26 protein-coding genes are annotated in these 24,002 nt (G+C 39.5%); 14 read left to right on the top strand and 12 right to left on the bottom strand.

Annotation, left to right across the window (positions count from 1 at the left end):
- Window positions 1–25 precede the first annotated feature (25 nt).
- The gene (locus ACFQ1G_RS00145) at window positions 26–625 is read left to right on the top strand and encodes a superoxide dismutase family protein (RefSeq protein ID WP_380736200.1); all 600 of its coding nucleotides are present in this window, start codon (window positions 26–28) and stop codon (window positions 623–625) included.
- 50 nt (window positions 626–675) lie between these two features.
- Here ACFQ1G_RS00145 and ACFQ1G_RS00140 read toward each other — a convergent pair whose 3' ends face one another.
- The gene (locus ACFQ1G_RS00140; protein WP_380736199.1) at window positions 676–1,986 is read right to left on the bottom strand and encodes an NAD(P)/FAD-dependent oxidoreductase; all 1,311 of its coding nucleotides are present in this window, start codon (window positions 1,984–1,986) and stop codon (window positions 676–678) included.
- 122 nt (window positions 1,987–2,108) lie between these two features.
- Between ACFQ1G_RS00140 and ACFQ1G_RS00135 the strand changes: the two genes are divergently transcribed.
- From ACFQ1G_RS00135 to ACFQ1G_RS00125, 3 genes are read left to right on the top strand one after another with little or no spacing between them, the layout of a single operon-like run.
- On the top strand, window positions 2,109–2,603 hold the full coding sequence (locus tag ACFQ1G_RS00135; RefSeq protein ID WP_380736198.1) for an RNA polymerase sigma factor: 495 nt from the start codon (window positions 2,109–2,111) through the stop codon (window positions 2,601–2,603).
- A 4-nt stretch (window positions 2,604–2,607) separates the two neighbouring features.
- The gene (locus tag ACFQ1G_RS00130) at window positions 2,608–3,246 is read left to right on the top strand and encodes a hypothetical protein (protein WP_380736197.1); all 639 of its coding nucleotides are present in this window, start codon (window positions 2,608–2,610) and stop codon (window positions 3,244–3,246) included.
- A gap of 9 nt (window positions 3,247–3,255) precedes the next feature.
- Window positions 3,256–3,711, top strand: a complete 456-nt coding sequence (locus ACFQ1G_RS00125; protein WP_380736196.1) for a hypothetical protein — start codon at window positions 3,256–3,258, stop codon at window positions 3,709–3,711.
- On the opposite strand, the gene ACFQ1G_RS00120 is transcribed toward ACFQ1G_RS00125, so the two are convergent.
- Both ACFQ1G_RS00120 and ACFQ1G_RS00115 read right to left on the bottom strand, forming a co-directional pair.
- A complete protein-coding gene (locus ACFQ1G_RS00120; protein WP_380736195.1) occupies window positions 3,712–4,515 on the bottom strand; it encodes a lysophospholipid acyltransferase family protein in 804 nt (267 codons plus the stop codon).
- Window positions 4,516–4,560: 45 nt separating this feature from the next.
- A complete protein-coding gene (locus tag ACFQ1G_RS00115; RefSeq protein ID WP_380736194.1) occupies window positions 4,561–5,202 on the bottom strand; it encodes an NUDIX hydrolase in 642 nt (213 codons plus the stop codon).
- Between ACFQ1G_RS00115 and ACFQ1G_RS00110 the strand changes: the two genes are divergently transcribed.
- Complete coding sequence (locus ACFQ1G_RS00110) at window positions 5,201–5,929, top strand: peptidylprolyl isomerase (RefSeq protein WP_380736193.1); 729 nt, start codon at window positions 5,201–5,203, stop codon at window positions 5,927–5,929. The two genes, ACFQ1G_RS00115 and ACFQ1G_RS00110, sit on opposite strands and share 2 nt — an antisense overlap.
- Here ACFQ1G_RS00110 and ACFQ1G_RS00105 read toward each other — a convergent pair whose 3' ends face one another.
- Entirely contained in the window at window positions 5,930–6,646 is a 717-nt protein-coding gene (locus ACFQ1G_RS00105) for an RDD family protein (protein ID WP_380736192.1), read from the bottom strand.
- 30 nt (window positions 6,647–6,676) lie between these two features.
- On the opposite strand from ACFQ1G_RS00105, the gene ACFQ1G_RS00100 reads away from it, so the two are divergent.
- From ACFQ1G_RS00100 to ACFQ1G_RS00075, 6 genes are read left to right on the top strand one after another with little or no spacing between them, the layout of a single operon-like run.
- Window positions 6,677–7,669 carry a stage II sporulation protein M gene (locus ACFQ1G_RS00100; protein WP_380736369.1) on the top strand — a complete coding sequence of 331 codons (993 nt, stop codon included), beginning with the start codon at window positions 6,677–6,679 and terminating at the stop codon, window positions 7,667–7,669.
- Window positions 7,632–8,510 (top strand): hypothetical protein, encoded by an 879-nt coding sequence (locus tag ACFQ1G_RS00095; protein ID WP_380736191.1) that lies wholly within the window; start codon window positions 7,632–7,634, stop codon window positions 8,508–8,510. Before ACFQ1G_RS00100 ends, ACFQ1G_RS00095 begins: the two co-directional genes overlap by 38 nt.
- Window positions 8,510–9,265: a DUF4129 domain-containing protein gene (locus tag ACFQ1G_RS00090; protein ID WP_380736190.1), complete on the top strand. Its 756-nt coding sequence runs from the start codon at window positions 8,510–8,512 to the stop codon at window positions 9,263–9,265. Before ACFQ1G_RS00095 ends, ACFQ1G_RS00090 begins: the two co-directional genes overlap by 1 nt.
- Entirely contained in the window at window positions 9,262–10,473 is a 1,212-nt protein-coding gene (locus ACFQ1G_RS00085; protein ID WP_380736189.1) for a DUF4350 domain-containing protein, read from the top strand. Before ACFQ1G_RS00090 ends, ACFQ1G_RS00085 begins: the two co-directional genes overlap by 4 nt.
- A complete protein-coding gene (locus ACFQ1G_RS00080; protein WP_380736188.1) occupies window positions 10,463–11,452 on the top strand; it encodes an AAA family ATPase in 990 nt (329 codons plus the stop codon). Before ACFQ1G_RS00085 ends, ACFQ1G_RS00080 begins: the two co-directional genes overlap by 11 nt.
- 1 nt (window position 11,453) lies before the next feature.
- Window positions 11,454–12,785, top strand: coding sequence for a DUF58 domain-containing protein (locus ACFQ1G_RS00075; RefSeq protein ID WP_380736187.1), 1,332 nt, complete (start codon window positions 11,454–11,456; stop codon window positions 12,783–12,785).
- Here the strand turns inward: ACFQ1G_RS00075 and ACFQ1G_RS00070 are convergent.
- The 8 genes from ACFQ1G_RS00070 to ACFQ1G_RS00035 are packed head-to-tail and all read right to left on the bottom strand — an operon-like array spanning window position 12,782 to window position 19,829.
- The gene (locus ACFQ1G_RS00070) at window positions 12,782–14,095 is read right to left on the bottom strand and encodes a cryptochrome/photolyase family protein (protein WP_380736186.1); all 1,314 of its coding nucleotides are present in this window, start codon (window positions 14,093–14,095) and stop codon (window positions 12,782–12,784) included. The genes ACFQ1G_RS00075 and ACFQ1G_RS00070 overlap by 4 nt on opposite strands.
- On the bottom strand, window positions 14,080–14,859 hold the full coding sequence (locus ACFQ1G_RS00065; protein ID WP_380736185.1) for a tryptophan-rich sensory protein: 780 nt from the start codon (window positions 14,857–14,859) through the stop codon (window positions 14,080–14,082). The genes ACFQ1G_RS00070 and ACFQ1G_RS00065 overlap by 16 nt, the downstream gene beginning before the upstream one ends.
- A complete protein-coding gene (locus ACFQ1G_RS00060) occupies window positions 14,856–15,593 on the bottom strand; it encodes a lycopene cyclase domain-containing protein (protein WP_380736184.1) in 738 nt (245 codons plus the stop codon). Before ACFQ1G_RS00060 ends, ACFQ1G_RS00065 begins: the two co-directional genes overlap by 4 nt.
- A complete protein-coding gene (locus ACFQ1G_RS00055; protein ID WP_380736183.1) occupies window positions 15,593–16,060 on the bottom strand; it encodes a sterol desaturase family protein in 468 nt (155 codons plus the stop codon). The genes ACFQ1G_RS00060 and ACFQ1G_RS00055 overlap by 1 nt, the downstream gene beginning before the upstream one ends.
- Window positions 16,061–16,102: 42 nt before the next feature.
- Window positions 16,103–16,609, bottom strand: coding sequence for a hypothetical protein (locus ACFQ1G_RS00050; RefSeq protein ID WP_380736182.1), 507 nt, complete (start codon window positions 16,607–16,609; stop codon window positions 16,103–16,105).
- The gene (locus tag ACFQ1G_RS00045) at window positions 16,609–17,445 is read right to left on the bottom strand and encodes a phytoene/squalene synthase family protein (protein ID WP_380736181.1); all 837 of its coding nucleotides are present in this window, start codon (window positions 17,443–17,445) and stop codon (window positions 16,609–16,611) included. The genes ACFQ1G_RS00050 and ACFQ1G_RS00045 overlap by 1 nt, the downstream gene beginning before the upstream one ends.
- Window positions 17,429–18,925, bottom strand: coding sequence for a phytoene desaturase family protein (locus tag ACFQ1G_RS00040; RefSeq protein WP_380736179.1), 1,497 nt, complete (start codon window positions 18,923–18,925; stop codon window positions 17,429–17,431). Before ACFQ1G_RS00040 ends, ACFQ1G_RS00045 begins: the two co-directional genes overlap by 17 nt.
- A 1-nt stretch (window position 18,926) precedes the next feature.
- Window positions 18,927–19,829 carry a MerR family transcriptional regulator gene (locus ACFQ1G_RS00035; RefSeq protein WP_380736178.1) on the bottom strand — a complete coding sequence of 301 codons (903 nt, stop codon included), beginning with the start codon at window positions 19,827–19,829 and terminating at the stop codon, window positions 18,927–18,929.
- Between the two features lie 148 nt (window positions 19,830–19,977).
- Between ACFQ1G_RS00035 and ACFQ1G_RS00030 the strand changes: the two genes are divergently transcribed.
- From ACFQ1G_RS00030 to ACFQ1G_RS00020, 3 genes are read left to right on the top strand one after another with little or no spacing between them, the layout of a single operon-like run.
- Entirely contained in the window at window positions 19,978–20,298 is a 321-nt protein-coding gene (locus ACFQ1G_RS00030; RefSeq protein WP_380736177.1) for a DUF6095 family protein, read from the top strand.
- Window positions 20,299–20,342: 44 nt separating this feature from the next.
- Window positions 20,343–22,709 carry a TonB-dependent receptor gene (locus ACFQ1G_RS00025; RefSeq protein WP_380736176.1) on the top strand — a complete coding sequence of 789 codons (2,367 nt, stop codon included), beginning with the start codon at window positions 20,343–20,345 and terminating at the stop codon, window positions 22,707–22,709.
- 3 nt (window positions 22,710–22,712) lie between these two features.
- Window positions 22,713–23,513 (top strand): DUF4249 family protein, encoded by an 801-nt coding sequence (locus ACFQ1G_RS00020; RefSeq protein ID WP_380736175.1) that lies wholly within the window; start codon window positions 22,713–22,715, stop codon window positions 23,511–23,513.
- Window positions 23,514–24,002: the final 489 nt, after the last annotated feature.

Raw genomic sequence — 24,002 nt, 5'->3', positions numbered from 1 at the left:
GTCGCACTAACTAATTAAAATATCTATGAAACGTATTTATTTATCAGCAATATTTTCAGCTGCTTTGATTTTCACCGGTTGTAAAAATGAGAATACTACTCCCGAAGAAAGAGTAGATGAGAACACAGATCTTACCCAGGAAAATGTTGAGGAGGTTGAAGAAGAAGTTCTTGAGTTAAAAGTTCAAATGGAGCCAAAAAGCGGAAGCGATCTTACAGGTACCGTGACTTTTACCCAGGAGAATGAAGAGGTGACTATGACGGCTGAGTTTACCGGACTTAAAGAAGGTATGCATGCTATTCACCTTCATGAAAAAGCCGATTGTTCTGCTGAGGACGGAACTTCCGCAGGAGGACACTGGAATCCAACTTTTGAAGATCACGGCGAGTGGGGAAGCCAAAAAGGATATCACCGCGGAGACATTGGAAATTTTGATGTAAATGCAGAAGGAAAAGGAAGTATAACTTTCACAACAGACCAATGGTGTATTGGTTGTGATGACGATAAAAAGAATATTATAGGTAAGGCTGTCATCGTACATGATGGTGTTGATGATTTCACTTCTCAACCTAGTGGTGCTGCCGGTACAAGAATTGGTTGTGGTGTTATCAAGGACGTTGAATAGTTCTCACGAAAACAAATAAAAAAAGCGGCAATGAGCCGCTTTTTTTATTCCTAAACTTTCTTCTGATCCACTTCGAGGTTTTCCCTGTTGCTTTTAAAAGGTCGAATAATTAATCTAGACGCTTTATCAAAGTTGATATAATTGTAGATCCAATTAAAGAATGTCACAATCCTGTTCCTAAAGCCTACAAGGAAATATAAATGGATGAACATCCAAAGGAACCAGGCAAAGAAGCCCCCAAATTTCATTTTCCCAAGATCTACCACCGCCTTATTTCTTCCCACGGTAGCCATAGTTCCCTTATCGTTATACTCAAAAGGAATAAGTTTTTCTTTCCTGATAAGTCTCTTTATATTCTTAGCCAAGTGTCTCCCCTGTTGTATTGCTGGCTGGGCGACCATGGGGTGACCTTTTGGATATTTTTCATTCTTCATTAACGCTATATCCCCTATCGCAAAAATATTCTCATAACCGTTCACCTGATTGAAGACATTGACCTCATATCTTCCCGCCTTTTCTATCAAGGCCGAAGCCTTAAGCCCTTTTACCGGGGCACCAGACACTCCGGCGGCCCAAATGAAAGTGGCGGTATCAAAACTAAGACCTTCTTTATTTGTAGACACTTTCTTTCCGTCATATCCTTGAACCATAGTGTTAAGATGGATCTCGACTCCCAACTCCTTTAAGAACCTATCTGCCTCTTTTGAAGCTTTTTCACTCATAGGCGGGAGTACCCGATCCAGTCCTTCTATCAAGTGAATTTCAATTTCATTAGGATCAAGGTCTCTGAAATCCCGGGGAACTATGTGATTTCTTACCTCAGCAATGGCACCGCATAGTTCGACGCCGGTTGGCCCTGCTCCTGCCACCACAAAATTGAGCAAACACTTCCGGACGGCTGGATCTTCTGTGATCACTGCTTGTTCCAGGTTCTCAAGAATAAGACTTCTTATGTTCAACGCCTGCGGAATGGTTTTCATCCACATGGCGTTATCTTCCACGCTTTTATTTCCGAAGAAGTTTGTTTTTGAGCCTGTAGCCAGAACCAGGTAATCATAAGAAAGTTCACCTATAGAGGTTTGAATCTTATTCTCTTCTGGTAATATCCTCTCTACTTCGGTAAGGCGGAAATAGCCATCCTTACTCCGCCGGGTGATCTTCCGAAGGGGATAAGCTATAGAGTCGGGCTCCAGACCTGATGTTGAGACCTGATATAGTAATGGCTGAAATGTGTGGTAATTATGCCTGTCCAGTAGAATAACCTGTAACTTTTGCTTTAATAATCTTTTAGCGATTGAGATTCCGGCGAAGCCTCCTCCAACAATAACAACTCGGGGATTCTCAGAAATAGGTATATTCATGGCAAATAAGTTATTTTCTCAAAGTTATTCTTTTCAATAGAAGTGACCGTACGTGAAAATAATTTTAAGCTTTTTGTAACAAGAAAGCAGAATGAACTACAAATAGGAGACTAATCATCATTGTGAAGAAAGAACTGGAACATCAATTCGTGAGTAATCTTGAGCAGAATCAGAACATTGTGCATAAGATTTGCAGAATGTACACCAATGATCAGGATGCTCACAATGACCTTTTTCAAGAGATAACCATACAGCTATGGAAAGCTTATCCTAAATTCAGGGGAGATTCCAAGTTCAGTACCTGGATGTATAGAGTGGCACTGAATACCGCGATCACTTTATACAGAAAATCAAAACGAGAGATCAGGACCCAGAATATTGATGATATAAGTTTTAAGATTAAAGCTCACGAATACAATGATGAAACTGAACAACAGCTTAAGTTAATGTACAAAGCTGTAAAAGAATTAAATGATATTGACAAAGCTCTGGTTTTTCTTTACCTGGAAGATCAGTCTTATAAAGAAATATCGTCTACTCTTGGTATTTCTGAAGTGAATGCCAGGGTAAAAATGAACAGAATTAAAAGTGCCCTAAAAAAAGTATTAAATCCGTAAAAGGATGGATGAATTAGAATTTTTAAAACAGAACTGGAAAAAGCAGGAAGAAAATCTTCCAAGGCTATCCTACGACCAGATCTACCAAATGCTTTGGAAGAAATCTTCGTCTATTGTGAAATGGATCTTTGTGATAAGTATCCTTGAACTCCTACTTTCTACCCTGCTAAGTATTTTTATCGCCGATGGTGATTACTGGGCAGATATGGAAAAAATACAATTAAAAGAATTTACTATTGGCTTATATATATTTAGTTACAGTATAACCTTTTATTTTATCTACAGGTTTTACAGAAATTACCAAAAGATATCCTCTACCGATGATGCTGTGACTCTTATGGGAAATATAATTCATACCAGGAGAACGGTTAAATCCTATATCGCGTTTGTCTTGATCTCTTCAGGTATTTCATCTCTAGTATATGTTTATTTCACTCTCGCTAATCATCAAATGGTTACACAGGTGGAAGAAACTTCAAAATACACCTTCGAAACCATGGATTGGGTGAAAATCACCTTGGCTTTCGTAGTTGTCATGGGTGTGTTCCTTTGTGCTCTCTGGCTGTTCTATAAGCTTATCTACGGAATACTTCTCAAGCGATTAAAGCGTAATTACAAAGAGCTTAAAAAACTTGAAGTTTGAACTAATCAGATGATAAAGATTTCAGAATTAAAGGTGAAGGTCATTGTCCCGGATAAAGATTCAGGACCCATAAGAGATTTTCAGTTTTTACTTTCTGAGATCAGTCACAAAGATATTTCTCCCGATGTAGAGCAAAAAATAGGAAAGATCATTACTAACCTTAATTCGTGGGATAGGTCAGCACGAGGATATTTGAAGGAGATCGAAAAATCAAGACGTAAGATCCTAAAGATACTTCAAAAAGATCTGGGAATAGTTCACCGGAATTATTACACAGGACTATGGCTACCTTTGGGAACTGTCATATTTGGTATCCCCGCTGGTTTTATAATTTTCATCCTTACCGGAAAGGTTGTTTTTTTAGGCTTAGGCTTGCCTTTTGGAATGTTCCTGGGTCTTGGCCTTGGCGCCTACCTGGACCGAAGAGCAAAAGAAAAGAACAAGATGCTTTTCATTAAGAAGTAGCTAGTATTCCCACTGTCGTGTCTTATTCAAAGCCTCCATAGCTTCCAACTCTTCTTGTGGAATAACCTTCAAAAATGACGGGTGTTGCTCAATAGCGTATTCCAGCTTTTCTACGATCTCTTCGATACTTTCATTTTCATAATCAAACTCCAATGGTTCTTTGATCTGAAAAGACTGAAGAATTCCTCTTTTTTTGATACGAAGACCTTTTTTATCAAATGATCGCCTAAATCCATCGATCACAATTGGGATCACGATAGGTTTATGATTCTTGATAATATGAGCAGTTCCTTTTCTAATAGGTTTAAACGGCTTGGTAGTTCCCTGCGGAAAAGTGATCACCCACCCGTCTTCCAAGGCAACACCAATATTTTCAGTGTCATGAGGATTTACTTCGCGCTGCACCTCTTTTCCTTTTTCACGCCAGGTTCTTTCAACAGTGATTGCCCCGGCATATGCCATTAATCTGGTAAGTAAGCCTGCCTTCATGGTCTCCTTAGCGGCCACATAGTAAATATTCAACTTGGGCTGCCATAAGTAGCCCACATTCTTAATGGAATCTACCCTACCGCTTAGAGCTGCGTTGAACACATGGAACATCGCCGTCACATCGGCAAAATAGGTTTGATGGTTAGAAACAAAAAGTACGTTATTATCGGGTAAGTTTTTAATGATTTCCGACCCTTCAATCTTAAGTTCGTTAAACCCACGATATCGTCTGTGCGAAAGCAATCCGAATAAACGGATAATCCACTTCTTAAAAATCAAATAATGTCCAAAAGGATTCTTTTTGAATAATCCCATATTCCCTTACATTTTTTCAAGTTCCAAAGATACTTATTTCTGCAGTTACAGTGCCTGCTTTAAAATATCTTTCATTTCACTGAGCATCATTGCCGTTGCACCCCACACTACGTGTCCACCTAATAAAAAGGCAGGCACCTCGACATTCTTGGCGTAAGAAGTTGATAACGTTTGTCGTATCATGCAGGAATCGCTTAAAAATTCATCTACGTCTATTTCTAAAACAGCTTCCACTTCGGTTTCCTGGGGAACCAGGATCGGGGTTTTTTCCATTATGCCCAGATAAGGATGCACCCAAAAATTACTGGGAGGAATATATAATTTAGTCAATTCTTTAATGATCTGCACCTCATTTCTTGGGATCCCAACTTCCTCTTCAGTTTCTCTTAATGCGGTATGCATAAGATCTATATCACCTTTCTCTACCCTTCCGCCCGGGAACCCTACCTGGTTAGAATGAACTCCTTTATAGGTCTTCCGCAGAATAAGGACAAATTTGGTCTCGTCTTTTGATCCCGGATAGAAAACAGACATAACCGCAGCCTGTTTCGCCTTCTTTTTATCCAGATCGATCTTTTCCAATTCCCGAAACCGGAACATTGGGGCCAATTTATAATGTGCCTCCTCTCCGGGAAGTTTTATTTTTCTTAATTTCGAACTTCTATTCAGAAATTTATCAAAATCCATGACACGCGTTCTATTAATCGTCTGCTCGGTTCTTCTACTAACAGCTTGTGAAGATAAGAAATCCTCTTTAGAAAAGGCACCTGCAACTACTACTGAAGTAACGGAAAAAAATGAATCTGCAGATACAATAGAGAAGAAAGAAGTTAAAAAGGAGAAAAAAAAATCACGCCCCAAAGGCCCACTTTTGGTACAGGAAGAATTAATCCCCTACCTAACCGAGTATGGTAAAGAGAACCCCGAAGATAAAATAAGGATCATTACCCGTTTTGGTAATATTGAAGTAGAACTATTTCATGACACCCCTCTTCACCGAGCCAATTTCATCCTGCTGGTGAAAAATGACTATTTTGATGAGACCTTTTTCCATCGGGTGGCCGATGGGTTTGTAATTCAGGGTGGAAATTCAGACAACCCTTCTACCAATAAAAAACGGCATTATATAGGAGATTACCTCATACCAAGTGAGTTCGATGCCGGACATAAACATGTAAGAGGTGCTTTTTCCGCAGCAAAATATGCGGAGCAAAACGTGTCAAAAGCTTCTTCTCCTTTTGAATTTTTTATTGTGCAAAGTGAAACCGGCGCACATCACCTTAATAACGAGCACACTGTTTTTGGCCGGGTGATTGACGGTATGGATGTGGTAGATGAGATCTCCAAAGTTGAAGTGGATGAAGGCGAATGGCCCCTTCGGAATATTTATTTAGATGTAGAGATCATCGAATAATTATAGTTGCTGGGTATAATAATTATAATCCATGATCACTGTCTTGACAAAATCTGAAGCATTCTCTTTGGGAGTAACTCCCAGCAAATCGGAAACTTTTTGTGACAAGGATCTTATCAATCTGAAATTCGAATTTTGAAGTGCCTCTTTATAGAGGTTCTTAATTTCCTGCACATCTTTATCAGATAGTATTGTTACCTGCGGGTAAACAGGCGTGTAATTATCCGGAAGATCATAAAGAAGTGTGTGTTGCAAACCGAACCTCTCTTTTTCAGATATCACTGTAGTTCCCGCCGCAAGATCTCCCAGTCGCTGCCCTTTTCCGGTAATCAAGATTGAGATAACAGCCACACTACCGCTGGTAAAGGTGATATCAACCATTCTAAGTAACCACCTCACCAGGTAATTTGAAAGATGAGGTTTTGACCCATCCAGCATTACCACTCTTAAATGCAGCGCTGCTTTTCCGGGGGACCTGCCATTCCAACCGGCTTCCCATAAGAGAAAATACAGAAACAAGGGTAACCCAATAATAACCATAAAAACCCACTCGTCTGGCCCTTTCAGGTTAAGGCTGCCTAAGATCAAGATTACAGTGATCACATAAGCGAACATGATCAACAGGTCGATCAAGTATGCCAGAATACGCTCTCCTATTCCAGCCACATTCTGACTTATACTGATATTTTGAGCGGTTTCAATTTGAAAATTATCCATTTATGTGTTTCTTTGAGACAAAGTACAATGATGCGGGAAGCAGCTTTTGTAAGGCAAAATAAAGATAAATGGTCAAGATTTGAAAAAGCCTTGCAAAATAATACTATTATTTCTCCTCAGGAATTATCGGCACTTTATCTCGAGGTAACAGATCATTTGAGCTACGCCCGCACCTTTTATCCCAAAAGTAATACTTACAAATATTTGAACACCCTTGCTTCAAAGGCACATCAAAAAATATACAAAACCAAAAGAGAGTCTTCTAACCGAATTTTAAAATTTTATACTTCTGAATTCCCCCGGGAATTTTACAACTACAGAAAACAGCTTTTATTAGCGTTCCTGGTCTTCACACTTTTCACCGCGGTTGGAACATTTTCCGCGGCCAGCGATGGGGCCTTTGTGAGGTCAATCCTGGGAGACGGTTATGTGAATATGACTTTAGAGAATATCGAGAATAAAGATCCTATGGCTGTCTATAAGGAAATGGGGGAAATGGACATGTTTCTGGGAATTACCATAAACAACATTCGGGTGGCGTTGATCGCTTTTGTCCTGGGGATCTTCTTTGGTTTGGGAACTATATTTCTGGTCATGCAAAACGCGGTGATGCTTGGTTCCTTCCAGTATTTCTTTTATGAAAAAGGCCTTTTATGGGAGTCGATAAGAACCATCTGGATCCACGGAACTATTGAAATATCAGTGATCATTATTGCTGCCTGCGCGGGGCTTGTAGTTGGAAAAGGCATTTTATTTCCCGGCACCTATACCCGCATGACTTCCTTTGTAAGAGGGATCAAATCCGGCCTAAAGATCGTAGTGAGTACCATTCCATTTTTTATAACAGCAGGGTTTCTGGAAGGTTTTGTCACCAGGCATACAGAAATGCCAGATTGGCTGGCAATTATGATTATTTCCATTTCCCTTGCCGCTATACTTTTCTACTATGTTTTTTACCCACATTATTTAAATAACAAACCAACAAATGACCAATCCTCCCATCAATTTTCAGAAAGAACGTGAGTTAGGTGATATTATCACCGATACCTTTAAATTCTTGCGTGAAAACTATAAACAGCTTTCAAAAATAATATTCAAGGTATGCGGGCCGGTTTTCCTTATCCTCATTTTCGCTTTGGGATACTATTCTTATTTAGGACTCGACTCCTTTAGCAACCCTATTCTAACCTCAGGAGAACTGTTCGATACAGATACGTTCATTTTCTCCTTTTTTATACTGGCATTCTCTGTGCTTGCATTCTATATTTTGCTGTACACCTCTGTTCTGCATTTCATAAGATCATACGTGGAAAATAACGGGGAGGTCAGTGAATCCCAGATCTATAGCGGAATAAAAAGCGATTTTGGAGGCATGCTTGGCCTGTTGATACTCACCACCATAATTACAGGGGTAGGCCTGGTTCTATGTATCTTACCAGGAATCTATTTATGGGTCCCAATGTCTATCGCCCCTGCTATCCTGGTATTTTCAAGACAGTCAGTCCTCGATTCAATAGGTCACACCTTTACCCTTATAAAGGACAATTGGTGGACGACTTTCCTATGTCTGTTGGTAATGGTTATCCTTATTTACATTATAGGTCTGATATTTCAACTGCCGGTGATCTTTTACTATTTCTTTAAAGCCCTTACTGCTTCTGAAGAAATTAGTATGGTAGACCCTACCAGCCTTGTAGACTGGTTTTCTATTGTGATCAACGTGATCTCGACATTGGCTCAATACATTCTTACAACAGTTTTGATCGTTGCGACGGCCTTTATTTATTATAACCTGGATGAACGCCTTAATCACACAGGTTCCTATAAGACCATTTCTAACCTGGGTTCTTCAGACTCTGAATAATGCTGAAAGCTTTCCTGTGCATATGGTTATTTCTGAATTTTCCGGCTATCAACAGTCCGGCTTTAAATGCTACAGCTCTTTCACAGGAAAATGCTTCGGAAGAAGTCAGCCAACTAAAACCTTTAGAATTTCAGGAGGAAAAATTAAAGGATTTCCGGAAGGATCCCGCTTTTGATTATTCAGAAAAGATAAAAGAGGAGAACTGGTGGACCAGATTTAAAAGATCGTTGTTTTTACTCTGGAAGAAAATTTTAAACTGGCTTTTCGGTGATCTGAGTGCATCTCCAGTTCTGGCAATTATTTTAAAGGCACTGCCCTATCTTATTTTGATCGGTTTTGTGGTCTTTGTGATTTATATGTTCACAAAATTGAATCCCGGCGCGGCCTTTCTGGGGTCTCCTAAAAAAACTAAGGTCGTATTGGACGAAGAAGAGAATATCATCAAATTTGAAGATATTAAAGCTCTCATTGACGAAGCGGTCGCAAACAATGACTTTAACCTGGCAGTGCGTTATCATTTTCTGTACATACTTCAACAGCTAAGTCATTTTGGAGTGATCAATTATGACAGTTCCAAAACAGATGAAGACTATCTTAACGAAATAGAAAAAGAAGAGCTGAAACCGGTTTATAAAAAACTGAACAGGATCTATGATTTTGTGTGGTATGGTAAATTTGAAACTGGTGAGGAAGTATACCTGAAGATCAAAACTGAATTCTCTAAAATGGAAACCCTGATTAATTCCAAAAGATGAGTAAAACCTATAAAATATTACTTTTTATATTGGTTATCCTCCTGGTAGGGCTCACTTACCTGGAAGCCACAGAACCGGACAAAGTTAATTGGACTCCGAGTTTTGTAGCTTCTCATAAACTTCCTTTTGGAACCACCGTTCTTTTCGAAAATTTGAAAGACCAGTCTTTCCCATTAAAAAAGGTGAAAATTCCGCCTTATGAATTCCTGGGAGATACGACCATTAAAGGAACTTATCTCTTTTTGAATGACAACCTGAACTTTCATGACAGTGAATTGAACAGGATCCTGAAATGGGTAGAAAAAGGCAATACGGTTTTCTTTATAACTGAAAACCACAGTCCGAATCTTTTGGATACTCTGGGACTGGAATCGGAAATCATCTATCCTGAAAAAAGTATTGTTTCAAAGCCCCTTTTTAACCTCACAGATTCAACTTTAAAAGGGAAACAGCCATTTCTCTTTCCGAGGGAAACCTTTCCGAAGTATTTCAAAGTAACCGACAGTTTAAAACAACAGGTTTTGGGTGTGACAGGCCTTTATAAAGATTCCCTGCTCATAAACGACCCCCAAACTAATTACCTGGTAGATTCTATCGGAAAAGGCGCTATTTATATCCACAACGCTCCTCTCGCTTTTACCAATTTCTTTTTACTGGAAAATGAGAATTACAAATACGCTGAACGCGCCCTGGCGTACCTTCCTCCCACTGAAACAGTTTACTGGGATCAATATTACAAGACCGGAAAAACTTATAGCTCCTCCCCTCTTTATGTGCTCCTGAATTCCAGGGCTCTTAAATGGGCTTATTATTTTGTGATCGCCGGAAGCATTCTTTTCGTCCTGTTCGAAGGAAAAAGGAGGCAACGCAGTATACCCGTCATTAAACCCTTGCTAAACCAAACCTATCATTTTACAAGGACAATTTCAGGTTTACACCTCAACAGGAGAGACTACAAGGGAATTACCTTGAAAAAGATTAATTTATTTTTCGATTATGTGAGAACGCATTTTCGAATACCTGCTGAAGATCCTTCAGAAACAACTTATCAGCAGTTAGCTGGAGTTAGCGGAAGTTCTCAGGAAAAAGTAAAAGAATTATGGAGCTTCATGGAATTTCTGAAAAACAAACCGAATATTACCCAGGAAGACCTGAAAAAATTAAATAAAGTAATTAACGCTTTCAAAAATCAAACTCATGGAAAATAAAGAGGAAGAGATCAATTTTGAAAACCGGATTCCTCTGGAGGATCTGAAATCGGCCGTTGAAAATCTCAAAACACAGTTGTCCAAGATCATTATCGGGCAGCATGATTTTATTGAGCTGCTCATAGTGGGATTACTGGCAGACGGGCATATTCTCATTGAAGGTGTTCCGGGGATCGCAAAAACGATCACCGCTAAACTTTTCGCCAGGACTCTAAAAACAGGCTTCAGCAGAATTCAGTTCACCCCCGATCTTATGCCGAGTGATGTACTGGGAACATCAATCCTGAATGCAAAAACTTCAGATTTTGAGTTCAAACAGGGCCCTGTTTTTTCCAATATCATCCTTATCGATGAAATTAACCGGGCCCCGGCAAAAACCCAGGCCGCCCTTTTTGAAGTAATGGAAGAAAGACAGATCACTATTGACGGTGCCGTACATTCCATGCCTCCACCATTCATGGTAGTTGCCACCCAGAACCCGATTGAACAGGAAGGAACATACGCATTACCCGAAGCACAGCTTGACCGATTCCTTTTCAAAATAAAGGTCGATTATCCTGTTTTGGAAGAGGAAGTGAAAATCCTGCAAACACATAATGAACGCCAGGGCAAGGATCCAAAAGATGAGATTGAACCCGTTCTGGATCCTGAACAATTGAAAGTGTTACGGGACCAGATCAAAAAAATAAGAATTGAGGAAAAATTATTGATCTATATCGCGCAACTTGTGACCAGTACGAGAAACCATCCGCATTTGTACCTGGGAGGTTCTCCCCGAGCGTCTCTCGCGATCATGAACGCATCAAAAGCCTTCGCTGCAATTAACGGACGGGATTTTGTCATTCCTGAAGATATAAGAAAAACTCTGGCACCGGTGCTAAGACACCGCATCATCCTTTCGCCTGAACGTGAAATGGAGGGAATGACCACAGATAAAGTCATAGAGATCATTACGCATTCAGTAGAAATCCCAAGATAAATTGATCAAGTTCTTTAAAACATTATACCTCAACTCAAGGTTCTTCCTGGTAGTGTATTCACTGGCAGCAGGCTTCTTGTTTTCATATTGGCTCGCGTGGCTTTACCCGGTTCTTTGGATCCTCACCGTTCTTTTTGTGGTGATCTTTCTCTTTGATGTGATCGCCCTGTACACGGCCTCAGGAATTGGAGCCGGAAGGGAGCTTCCGGAGAAATTTTCGAATAGTGATGAAAATCCGGTACAGGTAAATATTCAGAATAATTTTCCATTCAAACTGAATGTCGAGGTGATCGATGAAATTCCAATCCAGTTTCAAAAAAGGGATTTTAAACAGGAGCTTCTTATTCCGGCAAATAGCAAGTCAGTGTCGGAATACCGACTTACCCCGGTTGAAAGAGGTGAATATTTCTTCGGAAAGTTGAACATCTTCGCCTCCACCCAACTCAGGTTGGCGAAAAAGCGATTTTCATTTGATAAAGGCCAAATGGTCAAGGTCTACCCTTCTATCATTCAAATGAAAAAACTTGATTTTCTGGCGATAGACCGGAAGATCGCCCAGCCTGGGCTGAAAAAGATCAGGAAAGTGGGTCACACCATGGAGTTTGAGCAGATAAGAGATTATGTTCCAGGGGATGATATAAGAAGTATCAACTGGAAAGCTACTGCCAAACAGGGGGGACTCATGATAAACCAGTACCAGGATGAAAAGTCACAACCCGTTTATTCGGTGATCGACCTGGGGCGTACCATGAAAATGCCCTTTGAAAACCTGAAACTGGTTGATTATGCCATTAACAGCAGCCTGGCATTTTCAAATATCGTCCTTAAGAAAAAAGACAAGGCCGGCCTGGTTTCTTTTTCGAACAAAATTGATAAGATAGTTCCTGCCAGTTCAAAAAGGTCAAACCTGAACATACTTCTGGAGAACCTTTACAATATCGACACCGATTTCCTCGACTCCGATTTCGGAATGCTGTACACGCACATTAATAGAAAATTGCCAAGACGAACCTTACTAATGCTCTACACTAATTTTGAACACCTAAGCGCTTTGAACAGACAGTTACCTTATTTACTGGCACTGGCTAAAAAGCATTTGTTGGTAGTTATCTTTTTTGAAAATACCGAGTTGGAGTCTTTAGTGAATAAAGAAGCGCATGACATTCCGGGTATCTTTGACCAGACCGTAGCCGAACAATTTGCTTATGACAAGCGACTAATGGCCAGGGAGCTTCAAAAATACGGGATACAGACCGTACTTACCAAACCTCAGGAGTTAAGCATCAATACTATCAATAAATATCTGGAGATCAAAAAGCGGGGAATGCTTTAATTGTCAAGCGCTTTTTTATAGGTTTCTAAGGCACGTTCGCGTGCAGATTTATGCTCAACGATCTCGGGAAGATAATCTTCTTTGTAATCTTTGATCCAGGTCTTGACATACTTCAAATCCGGATCGAATTTCTTTAATTGAGTGGTAGGATTAAAGATCCGAAAATAAGGAGCAGAGTCACAGCCGGTTCCTGCGGCCCACTGCCAGTTCCCGTTATTGGAAGAAAGTTCATAATCCAGCAATTTTTCAGCGAAATAAGCCTCTCCCCACCTCCAGTCGATCAGCAAATGTTTAGTAAGAAATCCGGCGGTGATCATTCGTACCCTGTTATGCATCCATCCCAATTCATTCAACTGCCTCATCCCGGCATCCACCATGGGATAACCCGTCTCTCCCCTGCACCACAATTCAAATTCCTCCTCATTGTTCCGCCATTGTACACGGTCATATTTTCTTCGGAAGTTATGATCGACAACCTCCGGAAAATGATAAAGTATCATCATAAAGAACTCACGCCAAATAAGCTCATTCAAAAATTGTTCGTTCTGTCGTTTAGCCTGATTTACAAGGTTTCTGATGCTGATGGTTCCAAAGCGTAAGTGGATGCCGGCATGGGTGGTTCCTTCTACGGACGGGACATCTCTTTTTTTATCGTATTCCTTTATGAGTCCTTCGGAAAGATGAGGATCGGTAAACCGGAACCCGGTAGCTTCAAATCCAATATCTTCCAGCGAAGGCAATTCTGATCTTGGACTCTTTAGAAGATTTTCGAGCAATTCTTCCGAAGCATATTCAGTAACACCTTCCTTATAGAAACGCTCTTTCCATTTTTTGGAAAAAGGAGTGAAAACGGTATACGGTGTGCCGTCAGACTTCATAACTTCATCCCGTTCAAAGATCACCTGATCCTTAAAAGTGTGAAAAGAAATGCCTTTTTCAGATAAGAACTCCTCTACATCCTTATCCCGTTTGATGGCGTATGGCTCATAATCATGATTCGTATAAACTGACTGAACCTGATAATCTTTCAGCAGTTTCTGAAATGCCTTTTTAGGAGTATCATGCAAGACCAACAGGGAAGATGTTTTCTTGTTTAATTTTTTGTTGATCTCCTTCAATTGCCGATGAATAAACTCCACCCGCTTATCCTTCTTATCAGACAGCTTTTCAAGGATATCCTTGTCAAAAACAAAAAGTATAAGTACCGGAAAATCACTTTTTAGAGCATGGGTTAATGCAGCATTATCAAAAAGCCTTAAGTCCCTGCGCATCCAGAAAACCGATATTTTTTGATCTACAGTTTTTTCCATGGGCTGGTTTCTCTGTTAATGTAACCGTGGACACTGCTGCTAACAAAAATTATTAAAGCAACTATCAGAGCGGTTATAACCACGGTTTGCTGCTCATTCCAATTAGCCACCGAAATAGCTGCTAAAGCCCAGACTCCTACGAGCGCAAATTCCCTCATATTTCTTGTCCAGGTGATGACCAAGTTGATTATACCTGCTATTATGATCATAATTACCGTCCAGGTAACTTCAGAAAAACCGAAACCATCCCATCCTTCAGAAGTCAACCAGGCTGCCATGTTTGCTATAAAGGCGACAGTGATCCAACCACTATAAATGGAGAAAGGCCACCACACAAAAGCGATAACCGAAAGTGGTTCGTCATCCAGTTCCATCCTGGTCTTGAAAATGATCATCATTAGGGCGAAAAGAAGAAGTACCATCATGATGACCGAGAATCCCAGGTACTCATTTATCCAGGCAAAGATCCAGAATATATTTGCAGTACAAGAGACTATGAACCACCACCCCACTAGGAGAGTAACAGGAGATCTTTTGGTATCCATGAACATATCCCTGGCCTGATAGATAACGAACCCAAAAAGACCAAGGTAAATGAGTCCCCAAATTGAGAAAGCATATCCGGCAGGAGTGAAAAGATTTTCATAATTAGCAGAAATTGACGCGATCGTATTACCATTAATGGCTCCACTGGAAGCTGCGTAATTGACCGTAACCATTACCAAAAAAGCGATAATATTCAGGATTTGAAGAACTCTTTTCATGAAATCACCTTTTTTGAAACTTCCTTTTTTCTTTGATGAGAAGCTGTTTCTACCTTTCTATTCAGAAGGAATTTATAGATCAGTAAGTTCATGAGAATTAATTCCATTCCGTAGAAAATATCTTCAACCGGAATGGTAAGCAGTCTTAAATTCAAGAATTCTTCAGGATTATACCAGACCACTTCTTCTTCAATTCCCGTACCGGTCAATATTCCGTTAACAATGAAAAATGGGATCAGCAGAACGAGGTACACGATGTAGAACCTTGTAAGCCAATAAATATTCCAGACAAAATGCGAGAGAATGATCAATACAGCCAGGCTTAAAAAGGTGCTGGCAGTATACAGGTTTTGGATGTTCAGGATTCCAACTACCAGCAAAACAGTCGCCAGGAAAACACTGATATTTTTTTGCCTTCTGATATTTACTCTTTTTGGAAGAAATAAGCTCAGACAATGAAATGTAAACACACAAGCATATGGAATGCAAAAAAAGAAAAGTACTTCTTCAAGCGGAAGGTTTCCCACTTTAAGTCCTGTTAAGTATCGATCATTGAATCCCCACACGCCCATCGCTGTGAATAACATGTCCCAGACTATAAAAATGAATCCGGTGAAGACCACGGCAGGGAAAAATGCCCTCCAGGTTTTATGAAATTTAAGCTTCGGATGAAACGAAAATGTGAAAGGGATAAGGATCGTAAAAAAATTGACTAATAAGTAAGTGTACTCCATTAGGCTTTTTTTCTTTGTTCAGCAAAGTATTTCATTGGAACCCAAAGCATTCCGAAGCATTCTCCATCCTCTTTCCCCATATGTTTGTGATGCATTTTATGTGCACGCCTAATAGCTCTGAAATAAGCATTATCTGTTTTCCGAAGAACTTTAAAACGCTGATGTATAAAAATATCATGTACAAAGAAGTAGGCCATTCCATAGATGGTTATTCCCAGGCCTATCCAAAACAAGTAATTATAGCCGGCCTGCATCCCAAAGAAAAGTGCGGTTATACCCGGGATAGCAAAAATGAGAAAGAAAAAGTCATTGTGCTCAAAGAAGCCGGAGGTTTGCTTGTTGTGATGATCTTTATGCAGAGACCACAACAAACCGTGCATTATGAATTTGTGAGTAAACCAGGCAACGCCTTCCATAGCAAGGAAAGCTGCCAAAACTATTAGAATATTAACTACAATTGAATTCATGATTTAGGTTTTCAAATTCAACATCTTCTAAAATACTGAATTTCAATTACTTTTTTCTTTTAATATTATTTTTTCTCCTGCACTCATGCTTTTGGAAGCTAACAGATAATCAAGGATCAATTTTCTAAGTTCCTGGTCTTTCAAAGTCAGTACTTCATCCATAAGGAACTTTTTATCCTCAGTGATATTCTCTTTATAACCAAGAAAACCTGGTGCTTCAGACTGAACCGCAAACCGCAGAAATCGTAATTCAATATTTTCTGGTGCCGAAAGAATGGCATTTTTATAGATCTTTTTTCCCTTATTAAAATGTGACATTTTAGAGAACGGATTAACGACATGTTTGGCCATCATCATATGTGCGGCTCCATTATAGCCCAAAAGTACAGGATTGCCCTCATCAAAATCATTTGTGAACCTTAGTAGGTCTTTAGCAGCACCTTCTTCATTTGGCGCTTTTTGATACAAGCTTCTAACCCTGGAAAGCGCCGATTCCTGGTTATTCCCAAAAGCCAATATTACTGCCAGTATGATCACTAGATTTTGCATTAAACCAGTTTCATTTTACATTCTACCAAGCTGTTAATCATTAATCCGAACTTACGGCCGTTATTGATCCTTATCCTTCCGGAAAGAACTCTTTGGGCCGGCAGTCTTTTTATCTTTTTAAAAAGGGACTGATAATATACATATGCCAGATAAACTCCGCCTTTGGCGGCTGGGGGAAGCATTTTTATTCCTTTTAATGCGATTTTAAATTCCTCTTCAATTTCCTTTTCAATTTCTTTTTTAGCCGCAGAAGAAAAATTCGCCATATCCACACCCGGGAAATAGGTTCTTCCTAACACGTGATAATCATCCTTAAGGTCTCTAAGGAAATTCACTTTCTGAAAGGCAGATCCTAGTTTCATGGCATATGGTTTAAGCTTATTGAACATCTCTATGTCACCTTCGGTGAAAATATGAAGGCACATTAAGCCGACCACTTCTGCCGATCCAAGAATATACTTTTCATATTTTTCACTGTTATAATCCACCTTTTGAAGATCCATTTCCATACTCTCCAAAAAGGTTTCAATAAGTTCCATATCTATCTTATAATCATGAACGACTTTTTGAAAAGAATTTAGAACAGGATTAGCTGATATTTTTTGATCAATTGCTTCGTAGGTATCTTTTTTGAACTTATCAAGCAAATAGGCCTGGTCATATCCTTCAAAACTATCCACGATCTCATCGGCAACCCTCACAAATCCGTAAACAGCATAGACAGGATCACGAAGACGGTCATGTAAAAAATAGATACCCAGGGAAAAACTGGTACTATAAGATCGTGTTGTCATTCGGCTCACCTCTACAGATAAATCATCAAACAGTGATTTCATACTTCTTTTTTTTAAGTTCTTTTATAACCTGTTCAGCTGCAATTTTCCCCGAAATGAGAGATGGAGGCACTCCGGGGCCTGGAACGGTGAGCTGGCCGGCATAAAAAAGATTAGACAATTTTTTATTTCTGATTTTTGGCTTTAAAACAGCCGTTTGTTGTAGGGTGTTGGCAAGCCCGTATGCGTTGCCTTTATAAGAATTGTAATCAGTAACAAAGTCATTCACACAATAGCTTTTTTTATAATCAAGAAAGGGTCTTATCTTGGTCTTCACTTGTTTTTCAAGGCGATCCATCATAACGTTGAAAAATTTCTCCCTTAGATTTTCATCATCCTCTAATCCAGGGGCTAAAGGCATTAGCAAGAATAAATTCTCATGCCCTTTAGGAGAGACAGTATCATCTGTCTGGGAAGGGCAACAAACATAAAAAAGGGGTTTAGTTGGCCATTTGGGATCTTTGTAGATCTCAACAGAATGATCATATAGATCTTCATCAAAGAATAAAGTATGATGTTCCAGCTGTGGAATCTTTTTAGTAACTCCCAGATAATAGATCAAACAGGATGGGGCAAATGTCTTTTTATCCCAGTATTTTTCACTGTAATTCCTGAATTTCTCCGGAAGCAATTTATTTTCCACATGTTCATAGTCTGCAGCAGCCACTACCGCATCAAAATGCAGTTCCTCCCCATTCACCAGGAGACCTTCTACTTTTGATCCTTCCGCGGAAATCCTCTCTACAGCCGAATTAAAATGAAAGACTACCCCGTTTTCCTTCGCTATTTTTACCATGGCTTCTATCACCTTTCCGAAGCCTCCTTGAGGGTACCAGGTGCCTAACTTAAGGCCGGCATAATTCATAAGACTGTATAAGGCAGGTGTATCCTGAGGCATGGCGCCAAGAAAGAGCACCGGAAATTCCATAAGAGCGATTAACCGGGGATCATTGAAAAATTTGCGTACATGCTTGCTGAATGAGGAAAATACCTGAAGTCTCAGGGCTCCTTTGATAAGGTCAAGATCTGCAAACTCTGTAAGGGAAAGTCCCGGCATGTATACCAAACTATCCATTCCCTGCTCATATTTATACTGGGCTTCTTCCATAAACCTGTCTAACTTCGTGGCGCTTCCGGTTTCTATAGATTCAAATAGATCCCGAAGTTTCCCGTAATTCTCAGGAATACTCAATTTTATAAGATCCTTATTTACCACATCAAAAGAAGGGTCCAATAGCTCTAAGTTGTATAGTTCAGACACCTGATAACCAAAATCTCCGAAAAATTTTTCAAATACATCTGGCATCCAATACCAACTGGGTCCCATATCAAAGGTATACCCATTGTGAGTTTTGAATTGCCTGGCCCTTCCTCCGGGAATACTGTTCTTTTCGAAAACCTCTACCTGGTGACCAGCAGCTCCTAAGTAAGATGCTGCACTAAGTCCCGAAAAACCAGATCCTATAATTGCTATTTTTGCCATTTTATGAAATTTCGATTTTCTCGTTATTGAATTGCTTTTCGAGATCTTCAATGGAATACAACCAGTTGATAGCTTTTTCTTTTGAAAAATCCGCAGCTAATTCTTTATTGGCTGCAACAAAGATCTTTTTATCCCTGCCTATTTTTCCAAGCTCGGCAATGAACTGTTCTATATGTTCGGGCAGGTCCTTATGAACCATGAATAGCAAAAGGTTTTCAGCCCCAGTATCTTCCAGGGCCCTTTCTACTGAAGAAAGCGGAACATTCGGCCCCAGGTAAATGACCTTTTTTCCCATACTTCTGATTAAATAGTTGGCAAACAAAAGACCCATTTCGTGAAATTCATCTTCCGGAAGAAATAACATCCAGGCACCCTGGTTATCTGCTTCGGTAGTTAGGGAATCAATACTGGTAAATAATTTTTGGCGCAGGAGATTGGTAATATAATGCTCCTGTGAAGGCGGAATGGTATTGGTCGTCCAAAGCAATCCCACTCTGTTTACCATTGGATAAATTATTTCTCTGTAAGTCTTAAATAATCCGAAGCGAATAAAACAATGAGAAAAGATCTTTTCAAAATTGTTCTCATCGTAATTCATTCCTGCAGAGATCATTTGACTTACGAAATATTCGAAATCACTTTCCTCTAAGGCTTCATTTATATATTCTTTCTGAAGGCCATATAACTCCTCATCGCTCATCTTACATAGCTTTGATACTTTCATCCCGGTCTTCGTCAAACTGACAATATTTAAAAGACGCCTGAGTTGAGAGCTGTCATAAAATCTTGTATTTCCTTCCGATCGCTGTGGTTGCAGGGCGTTATAACGTTGCTCCCATATGCGGATGGTATGAGGTTTCACTCCGGAAAATTGAGAAAGCTGAGATATCGAAAAAGAGTTCATGTTTAAATATTTATTTGTAAATTTAAACATTATTAGAATAGGAAAATGTTAAAACCTTTCCAATTACTTAAAAAATAAATCTTTAATTCTAGCAATCAGAGTGATAGATGAATTTAAATTTAATGATTTTTTAAATACAATGTGAAATATGAAGAATTTCGTAATGCATTTTATCAAAAAATATGAACAAGAATGCAAGGAAAACGATCTGGGAAGTTTAAGTATCTTTGGAAATAATCAAATTTCGATGAAGCATACCAATAAAAGCCTTCTCATGAAAGGCTTGAAATACTTAGCAGGAGCTTTGCCTCTTTCATTCCTTGGACCTGTGGTTCTTTTTAGTTCTTTCAAAAATCAGGAGCACGCATGGTTTATTCCCATTCTAATTTTTGCATTGGTCGCTATGGCAGCTGCCATTTTCTTAATGTTCAAAGGTATTAGGACGGTCATGAAAGCTCTGTTTGACTAAAAACAAAATCTTCGGACTTTATTGGTAACTAAAAACTTCATTCAGTGAAAATACTTTTCAGTTTCTTATTCTTGCTATTATCCGGATTTGTTATAGCTCAGGAAAACGTCATTCTTAATGGGGTTATCAAAGACGCATCCAACAATGAAACCTTAAGCGGGGTTAATATTCTCTTACCCGATCTCTCTACCGGCACCGTAACTAATGAATATGGTTTTTATTCTATCAGGTTACCAAAAGGAGAGCATAGAGTAGTCATTTCCTTTCTGGGATTTTCATCCATAAACACAAAAATAAATGTGACAGAAAATACAGTTCAAAACTTTAATCTTGAACCCGCTTCGGAAAGTCTGGAAGAAGTGGTGATCACAGAAGATTTTGAACGCACCAATATTTCAAAACCTGAAATGAGTGTCAATAAACTTGAGATTGCCACCATCCAAAAACTGCCGGTTATTTTCGGAGAAGTGGATATTATAAAATCCCTTTTACTCCTTCCCGGAGTTTCCAATGCCGGGGAAGGCAGTTCAGGATTCAACGTGCGCGGGGGAGCGGTTGATCAAAACCTTATTTTACTAGACGAAGCCACCATCTATAATGCCAGTCATCTTTTCGGGCTCTTTTCTGTTTTTAATCCTGACGCCATCAAGAATCTTAAATTATATAAAGGAGGTATTCCTTCCAATTACGGCGGAAGGGTTTCCTCTGTATTGGATATGTATCAAAAAGATGGTAACAGTCGAAAGTTTGAAGCAAACGGAGGAATTGGTCTGATCTCCAGCCGGCTTTTGGCACAGGGACCTCTAGCTAAGGATAAAAGCTCCTTTCTTATTGGCGGGAGAAGTTCTTATGCGCATTTATTTCTGAAGTTAACCGACAATGAGAATTCGGCTTATTTCTATGACCTGAATACCAAATTGACTTTCAGGCTGGATAACACTAATACTCTTTTAGTTTCCGGGTACTTCGGAAGGGATGTCTTTAAGATCAGTGAAAGTTTCGACAACGTATATGGGAACGCGGTGTTCAATTTACGTTGGAACCATGTGTGGAGAGAAAACATCTTCAGCAACCTTTCCTTTATTTACAGTGATTATTATTATGGATTGACCCTTGATTTTGTTGGTTTCAACTGGAACAGCGGGATCAAAAACCTGAATTTCAAGTATGATTTTGATCATTATATAAACCAGGATCTCCAATTAGACTACGGAATCCAGTCTACCTGGCATGAATTTAATCCGGGTGAAATAGAACCGAATTCTGAATCTTCAGGTATCATATCTTCAGAACTCACAAAGAAATATGCTTTTGAGAATGCGGTTTACTTATCACTCGATCATTCATTAACTGAAAATCTTTCCGCAGAATACGGTATCCGGTTCAGCAACTTCCTAAGAATGGGACAAGAGGAACTGAATATTTACGAAAATGGTCTACCCCTTTTATATAATGAGGAATTTGGAATCTATGAAAAGGCAGACCCATCAGGAACTATTAGTTTAAACCGTGGAAAAGTTGAACGTTCCTTTCAAAACCTGGAACCCAGATTAGCTTTAGCCTATACACTTTCAGAAGCGCATTCGGTAAAATTGAGCTATAACAGAATGGTGCAGTATCTACATTTGATCACCAACACCAGCTCTCCAACCCCTCTAGACATCTGGACTCCTAGCGGCAAATATGTAGAACCCCAAAAACTCGATCAGATCGCGGCCGGGTATTACAGGAATTTTAATGAAGAGAAATATTCCTTAGAGCTCGAAGGATTCGTTAAAAAAGTAAAGAACCGACTAGATTATATTGACGGGGCAAATTTGATCGCTAATGATGCCCTGGAACAGGTTATTTTAAAAGGTGAAGCCAGAGCCTATGGTGCTGAAGTTTTACTTCGGAAAAATTCCGGTAAACTAACAGGGTGGTTGGCATATACGATCTCTAAATCTGAACAAAGAACACCCGGCCGTACCAAAAATGAGCCAGGGATTAACAATTCCAATTGGTATGACACTCCTTATGATAAAACGCATGACCTGTCACTTACGACAACTTACGAGCTATCGAAAAAATGGGATTTTAGTGCCAACTTTATTTTCCAGACTGGTTTACCAACTACCTACCCAACGGCACAATATGAATATGAGAGTTTAAATATCCCTGTGTATTCTCCACGAAATAGTAACAGGTTACCAGATTACCACCGTTTGGATATTTCTGCCACTTATACGCCACAAAAGAAAAGACGAAGGAGTTACGAGTCTTCCTGGAATTTCGGGATCTATAATATTTATAGCCGTAAGAATGCAGTTTCATTAAGTTTCCGTAACAATGAAGACTCAGGAAGAAATGAAGCTTTGAGACTATCCTTGTTTGGAATAGTACCATCAGTAACATATAATTTTAAATTTTAAGCTATGAAAAGATTGATCCTTTTATTATTTCTGGCCGGTTTTTATAGTTGCGAAGAAGTTGTTGATGTTGATCTGGAACAATCTGAACCAAGATTGGTCATTGAAGCCTCTTTATTATGGGATAAGGAAGCTGGTAATGCGCAGCAGCAAGTCATAAAACTTACAACAACTGCACCCTATTTTGATACTGAAATTCCTCCTGCAACCGGTGCAGAAGTCTCGGTATCAACACCAGACGGAAAAGATTTCATATTTGAAGAAATTAGTCCGGGGATTTACCGAAGTGAAGATATGCCCGTATTTAAAGACGGTAATTATGAATTAAGCATTTTTTACAATGACCAGCTTTATACTTCTACGGAAAGTTATTATTCAGTGTCAAATTTAGAGGAAGTATTACAGGAAAATGACGGAGGTTTTTCAGGTGATGATACCGAATTCAGACTATTTTACACGGACCCTGCAGGAATTGAGAATTTTTACCTTTTCAGGTTTTTTCATGACGACCTGGCTTTACAGATCTATTCAGACGAATTTACTGATGGAAACAAAAGTTTCGCGTTTTTTAGTGACGATGATCTGGAACCTGGAGATGAAGTAGGGTTTGAGATCCAGGGAATATCAGAAGGATTCTATGAATACTTATTTATATTAAGATCTCAAGCGGGGACGGCAGGCGGTCCTTTTCAGACTCAACCTACCATTGTTAGAGGGAATATAGTGAACCAGACACAACCTGATAACTTCCCTTTTGGATATTTTCGTCTTTCCGAAACAGATTTTATCACTTATGAAGTTCAGTAAGATTCTTTAAGGATTATCTTCCAGTTCGTTCAACACCTTACGAACAGACTTAACCGGTATTTCCTTGATACAAATCTTCTTTTTTAGTTTCCAGTCCTGCCCTCAGGGAAAAGAGAAGTGGTCAGTCGCGATAAGTCTTACATCCCAGTTCTTCAAGAGATATGCGGGAAGAACAACCCTCCCTGGAAAGAAGGGGAACTGAGATTGTTTTCCAGATTTAGATTTAGCACATAAAAAAACCCTTCATCAAATGAATGATGAAGGGTTTAAAAATATGGGATGCTCCCGATAACTTTCTAGATTCCCACAGGAAACGGGACCTTCCGCGTCCTTCGGACACCCTCCCTGGAAGGGAGGGGAGCTGAGATTGTTTTCCAGATTTAAATTTAGGGTATAAAAAAAGCCTCTACATTGCTGTAGAGGCTTTAAAAAAAAGGCGGCGACATACTCTCCCACGGGATGCAGTACCATCTGCGCTAACGGGCTTAA

The sequence above is a fragment of the Salinimicrobium gaetbulicola genome (assembly GCF_042676025.1).
Classification (GTDB): domain Bacteria; phylum Bacteroidota; class Bacteroidia; order Flavobacteriales; family Flavobacteriaceae; genus Salinimicrobium; species Salinimicrobium gaetbulicola.
The sequence above is the reverse complement of the archived record's forward strand: the minus strand, read 5'-3'. Positions and strand labels throughout refer to the sequence as shown.

What these genes read in the sequence shown, in the direction of transcription:
- ACFQ1G_RS00125 (WP_380736196.1), top strand. Translation starts at nt 3,256, where the DNA reads ATGATAAAGATTTCAGAATTAAAGGTGAAGGTCATTGTCCCGGATAAA.
- ACFQ1G_RS00110 (WP_380736193.1), top strand. Translation starts at nt 5,201, where the DNA reads ATGACACGCGTTCTATTAATCGTCTGCTCGGTTCTTCTACTAACAGCT.
- ACFQ1G_RS00130 (WP_380736197.1), top strand. Translation starts at nt 2,608, where the DNA reads ATGGATGAATTAGAATTTTTAAAACAGAACTGGAAAAAGCAGGAAGAA.
- ACFQ1G_RS00040 (WP_380736179.1), bottom strand. Translation starts at nt 18,925, where the DNA reads ATGGCAAAAATAGCAATTATAGGATCTGGTTTTTCGGGACTTAGTGCA.
- ACFQ1G_RS00115 (WP_380736194.1), bottom strand. Translation starts at nt 5,202, where the DNA reads ATGGATTTTGATAAATTTCTGAATAGAAGTTCGAAATTAAGAAAAATA.
- ACFQ1G_RS00090 (WP_380736190.1), top strand. Translation starts at nt 8,510, where the DNA reads ATGCTGAAAGCTTTCCTGTGCATATGGTTATTTCTGAATTTTCCGGCT.
- ACFQ1G_RS00045 (WP_380736181.1), bottom strand. Translation starts at nt 17,445, where the DNA reads ATGAAATCACTGTTTGATGATTTATCTGTAGAGGTGAGCCGAATGACA.
- ACFQ1G_RS00095 (WP_380736191.1), top strand. Translation starts at nt 7,632, where the DNA reads ATGACCAATCCTCCCATCAATTTTCAGAAAGAACGTGAGTTAGGTGAT.
- ACFQ1G_RS00080 (WP_380736188.1), top strand. Translation starts at nt 10,463, where the DNA reads ATGGAAAATAAAGAGGAAGAGATCAATTTTGAAAACCGGATTCCTCTG.
- ACFQ1G_RS00145 (WP_380736200.1), top strand. Translation starts at nt 26, where the DNA reads ATGAAACGTATTTATTTATCAGCAATATTTTCAGCTGCTTTGATTTTC.
- ACFQ1G_RS00065 (WP_380736185.1), bottom strand. Translation starts at nt 14,859, where the DNA reads ATGAAAAGAGTTCTTCAAATCCTGAATATTATCGCTTTTTTGGTAATG.
- ACFQ1G_RS00055 (WP_380736183.1), bottom strand. Translation starts at nt 16,060, where the DNA reads ATGAATTCAATTGTAGTTAATATTCTAATAGTTTTGGCAGCTTTCCTT.
- ACFQ1G_RS00140 (WP_380736199.1), bottom strand. Translation starts at nt 1,986, where the DNA reads ATGAATATACCTATTTCTGAGAATCCCCGAGTTGTTATTGTTGGAGGA.
- ACFQ1G_RS00020 (WP_380736175.1), top strand. Translation starts at nt 22,713, where the DNA reads ATGAAAAGATTGATCCTTTTATTATTTCTGGCCGGTTTTTATAGTTGC.
- ACFQ1G_RS00105 (WP_380736192.1), bottom strand. Translation starts at nt 6,646, where the DNA reads ATGGATAATTTTCAAATTGAAACCGCTCAAAATATCAGTATAAGTCAG.
- ACFQ1G_RS00120 (WP_380736195.1), bottom strand. Translation starts at nt 4,515, where the DNA reads ATGGGATTATTCAAAAAGAATCCTTTTGGACATTATTTGATTTTTAAG.
- ACFQ1G_RS00085 (WP_380736189.1), top strand. Translation starts at nt 9,262, where the DNA reads ATGAGTAAAACCTATAAAATATTACTTTTTATATTGGTTATCCTCCTG.
- ACFQ1G_RS00060 (WP_380736184.1), bottom strand. Translation starts at nt 15,593, where the DNA reads ATGGAGTACACTTACTTATTAGTCAATTTTTTTACGATCCTTATCCCT.
- ACFQ1G_RS00100 (WP_380736369.1), top strand. Translation starts at nt 6,677, where the DNA reads ATGCGGGAAGCAGCTTTTGTAAGGCAAAATAAAGATAAATGGTCAAGA.
- ACFQ1G_RS00050 (WP_380736182.1), bottom strand. Translation starts at nt 16,609, where the DNA reads ATGCAAAATCTAGTGATCATACTGGCAGTAATATTGGCTTTTGGGAAT.
- ACFQ1G_RS00070 (WP_380736186.1), bottom strand. Translation starts at nt 14,095, where the DNA reads ATGGAAAAAACTGTAGATCAAAAAATATCGGTTTTCTGGATGCGCAGG.
- ACFQ1G_RS00035 (WP_380736178.1), bottom strand. Translation starts at nt 19,829, where the DNA reads ATGAACTCTTTTTCGATATCTCAGCTTTCTCAATTTTCCGGAGTGAAA.
- ACFQ1G_RS00030 (WP_380736177.1), top strand. Translation starts at nt 19,978, where the DNA reads ATGAAGAATTTCGTAATGCATTTTATCAAAAAATATGAACAAGAATGC.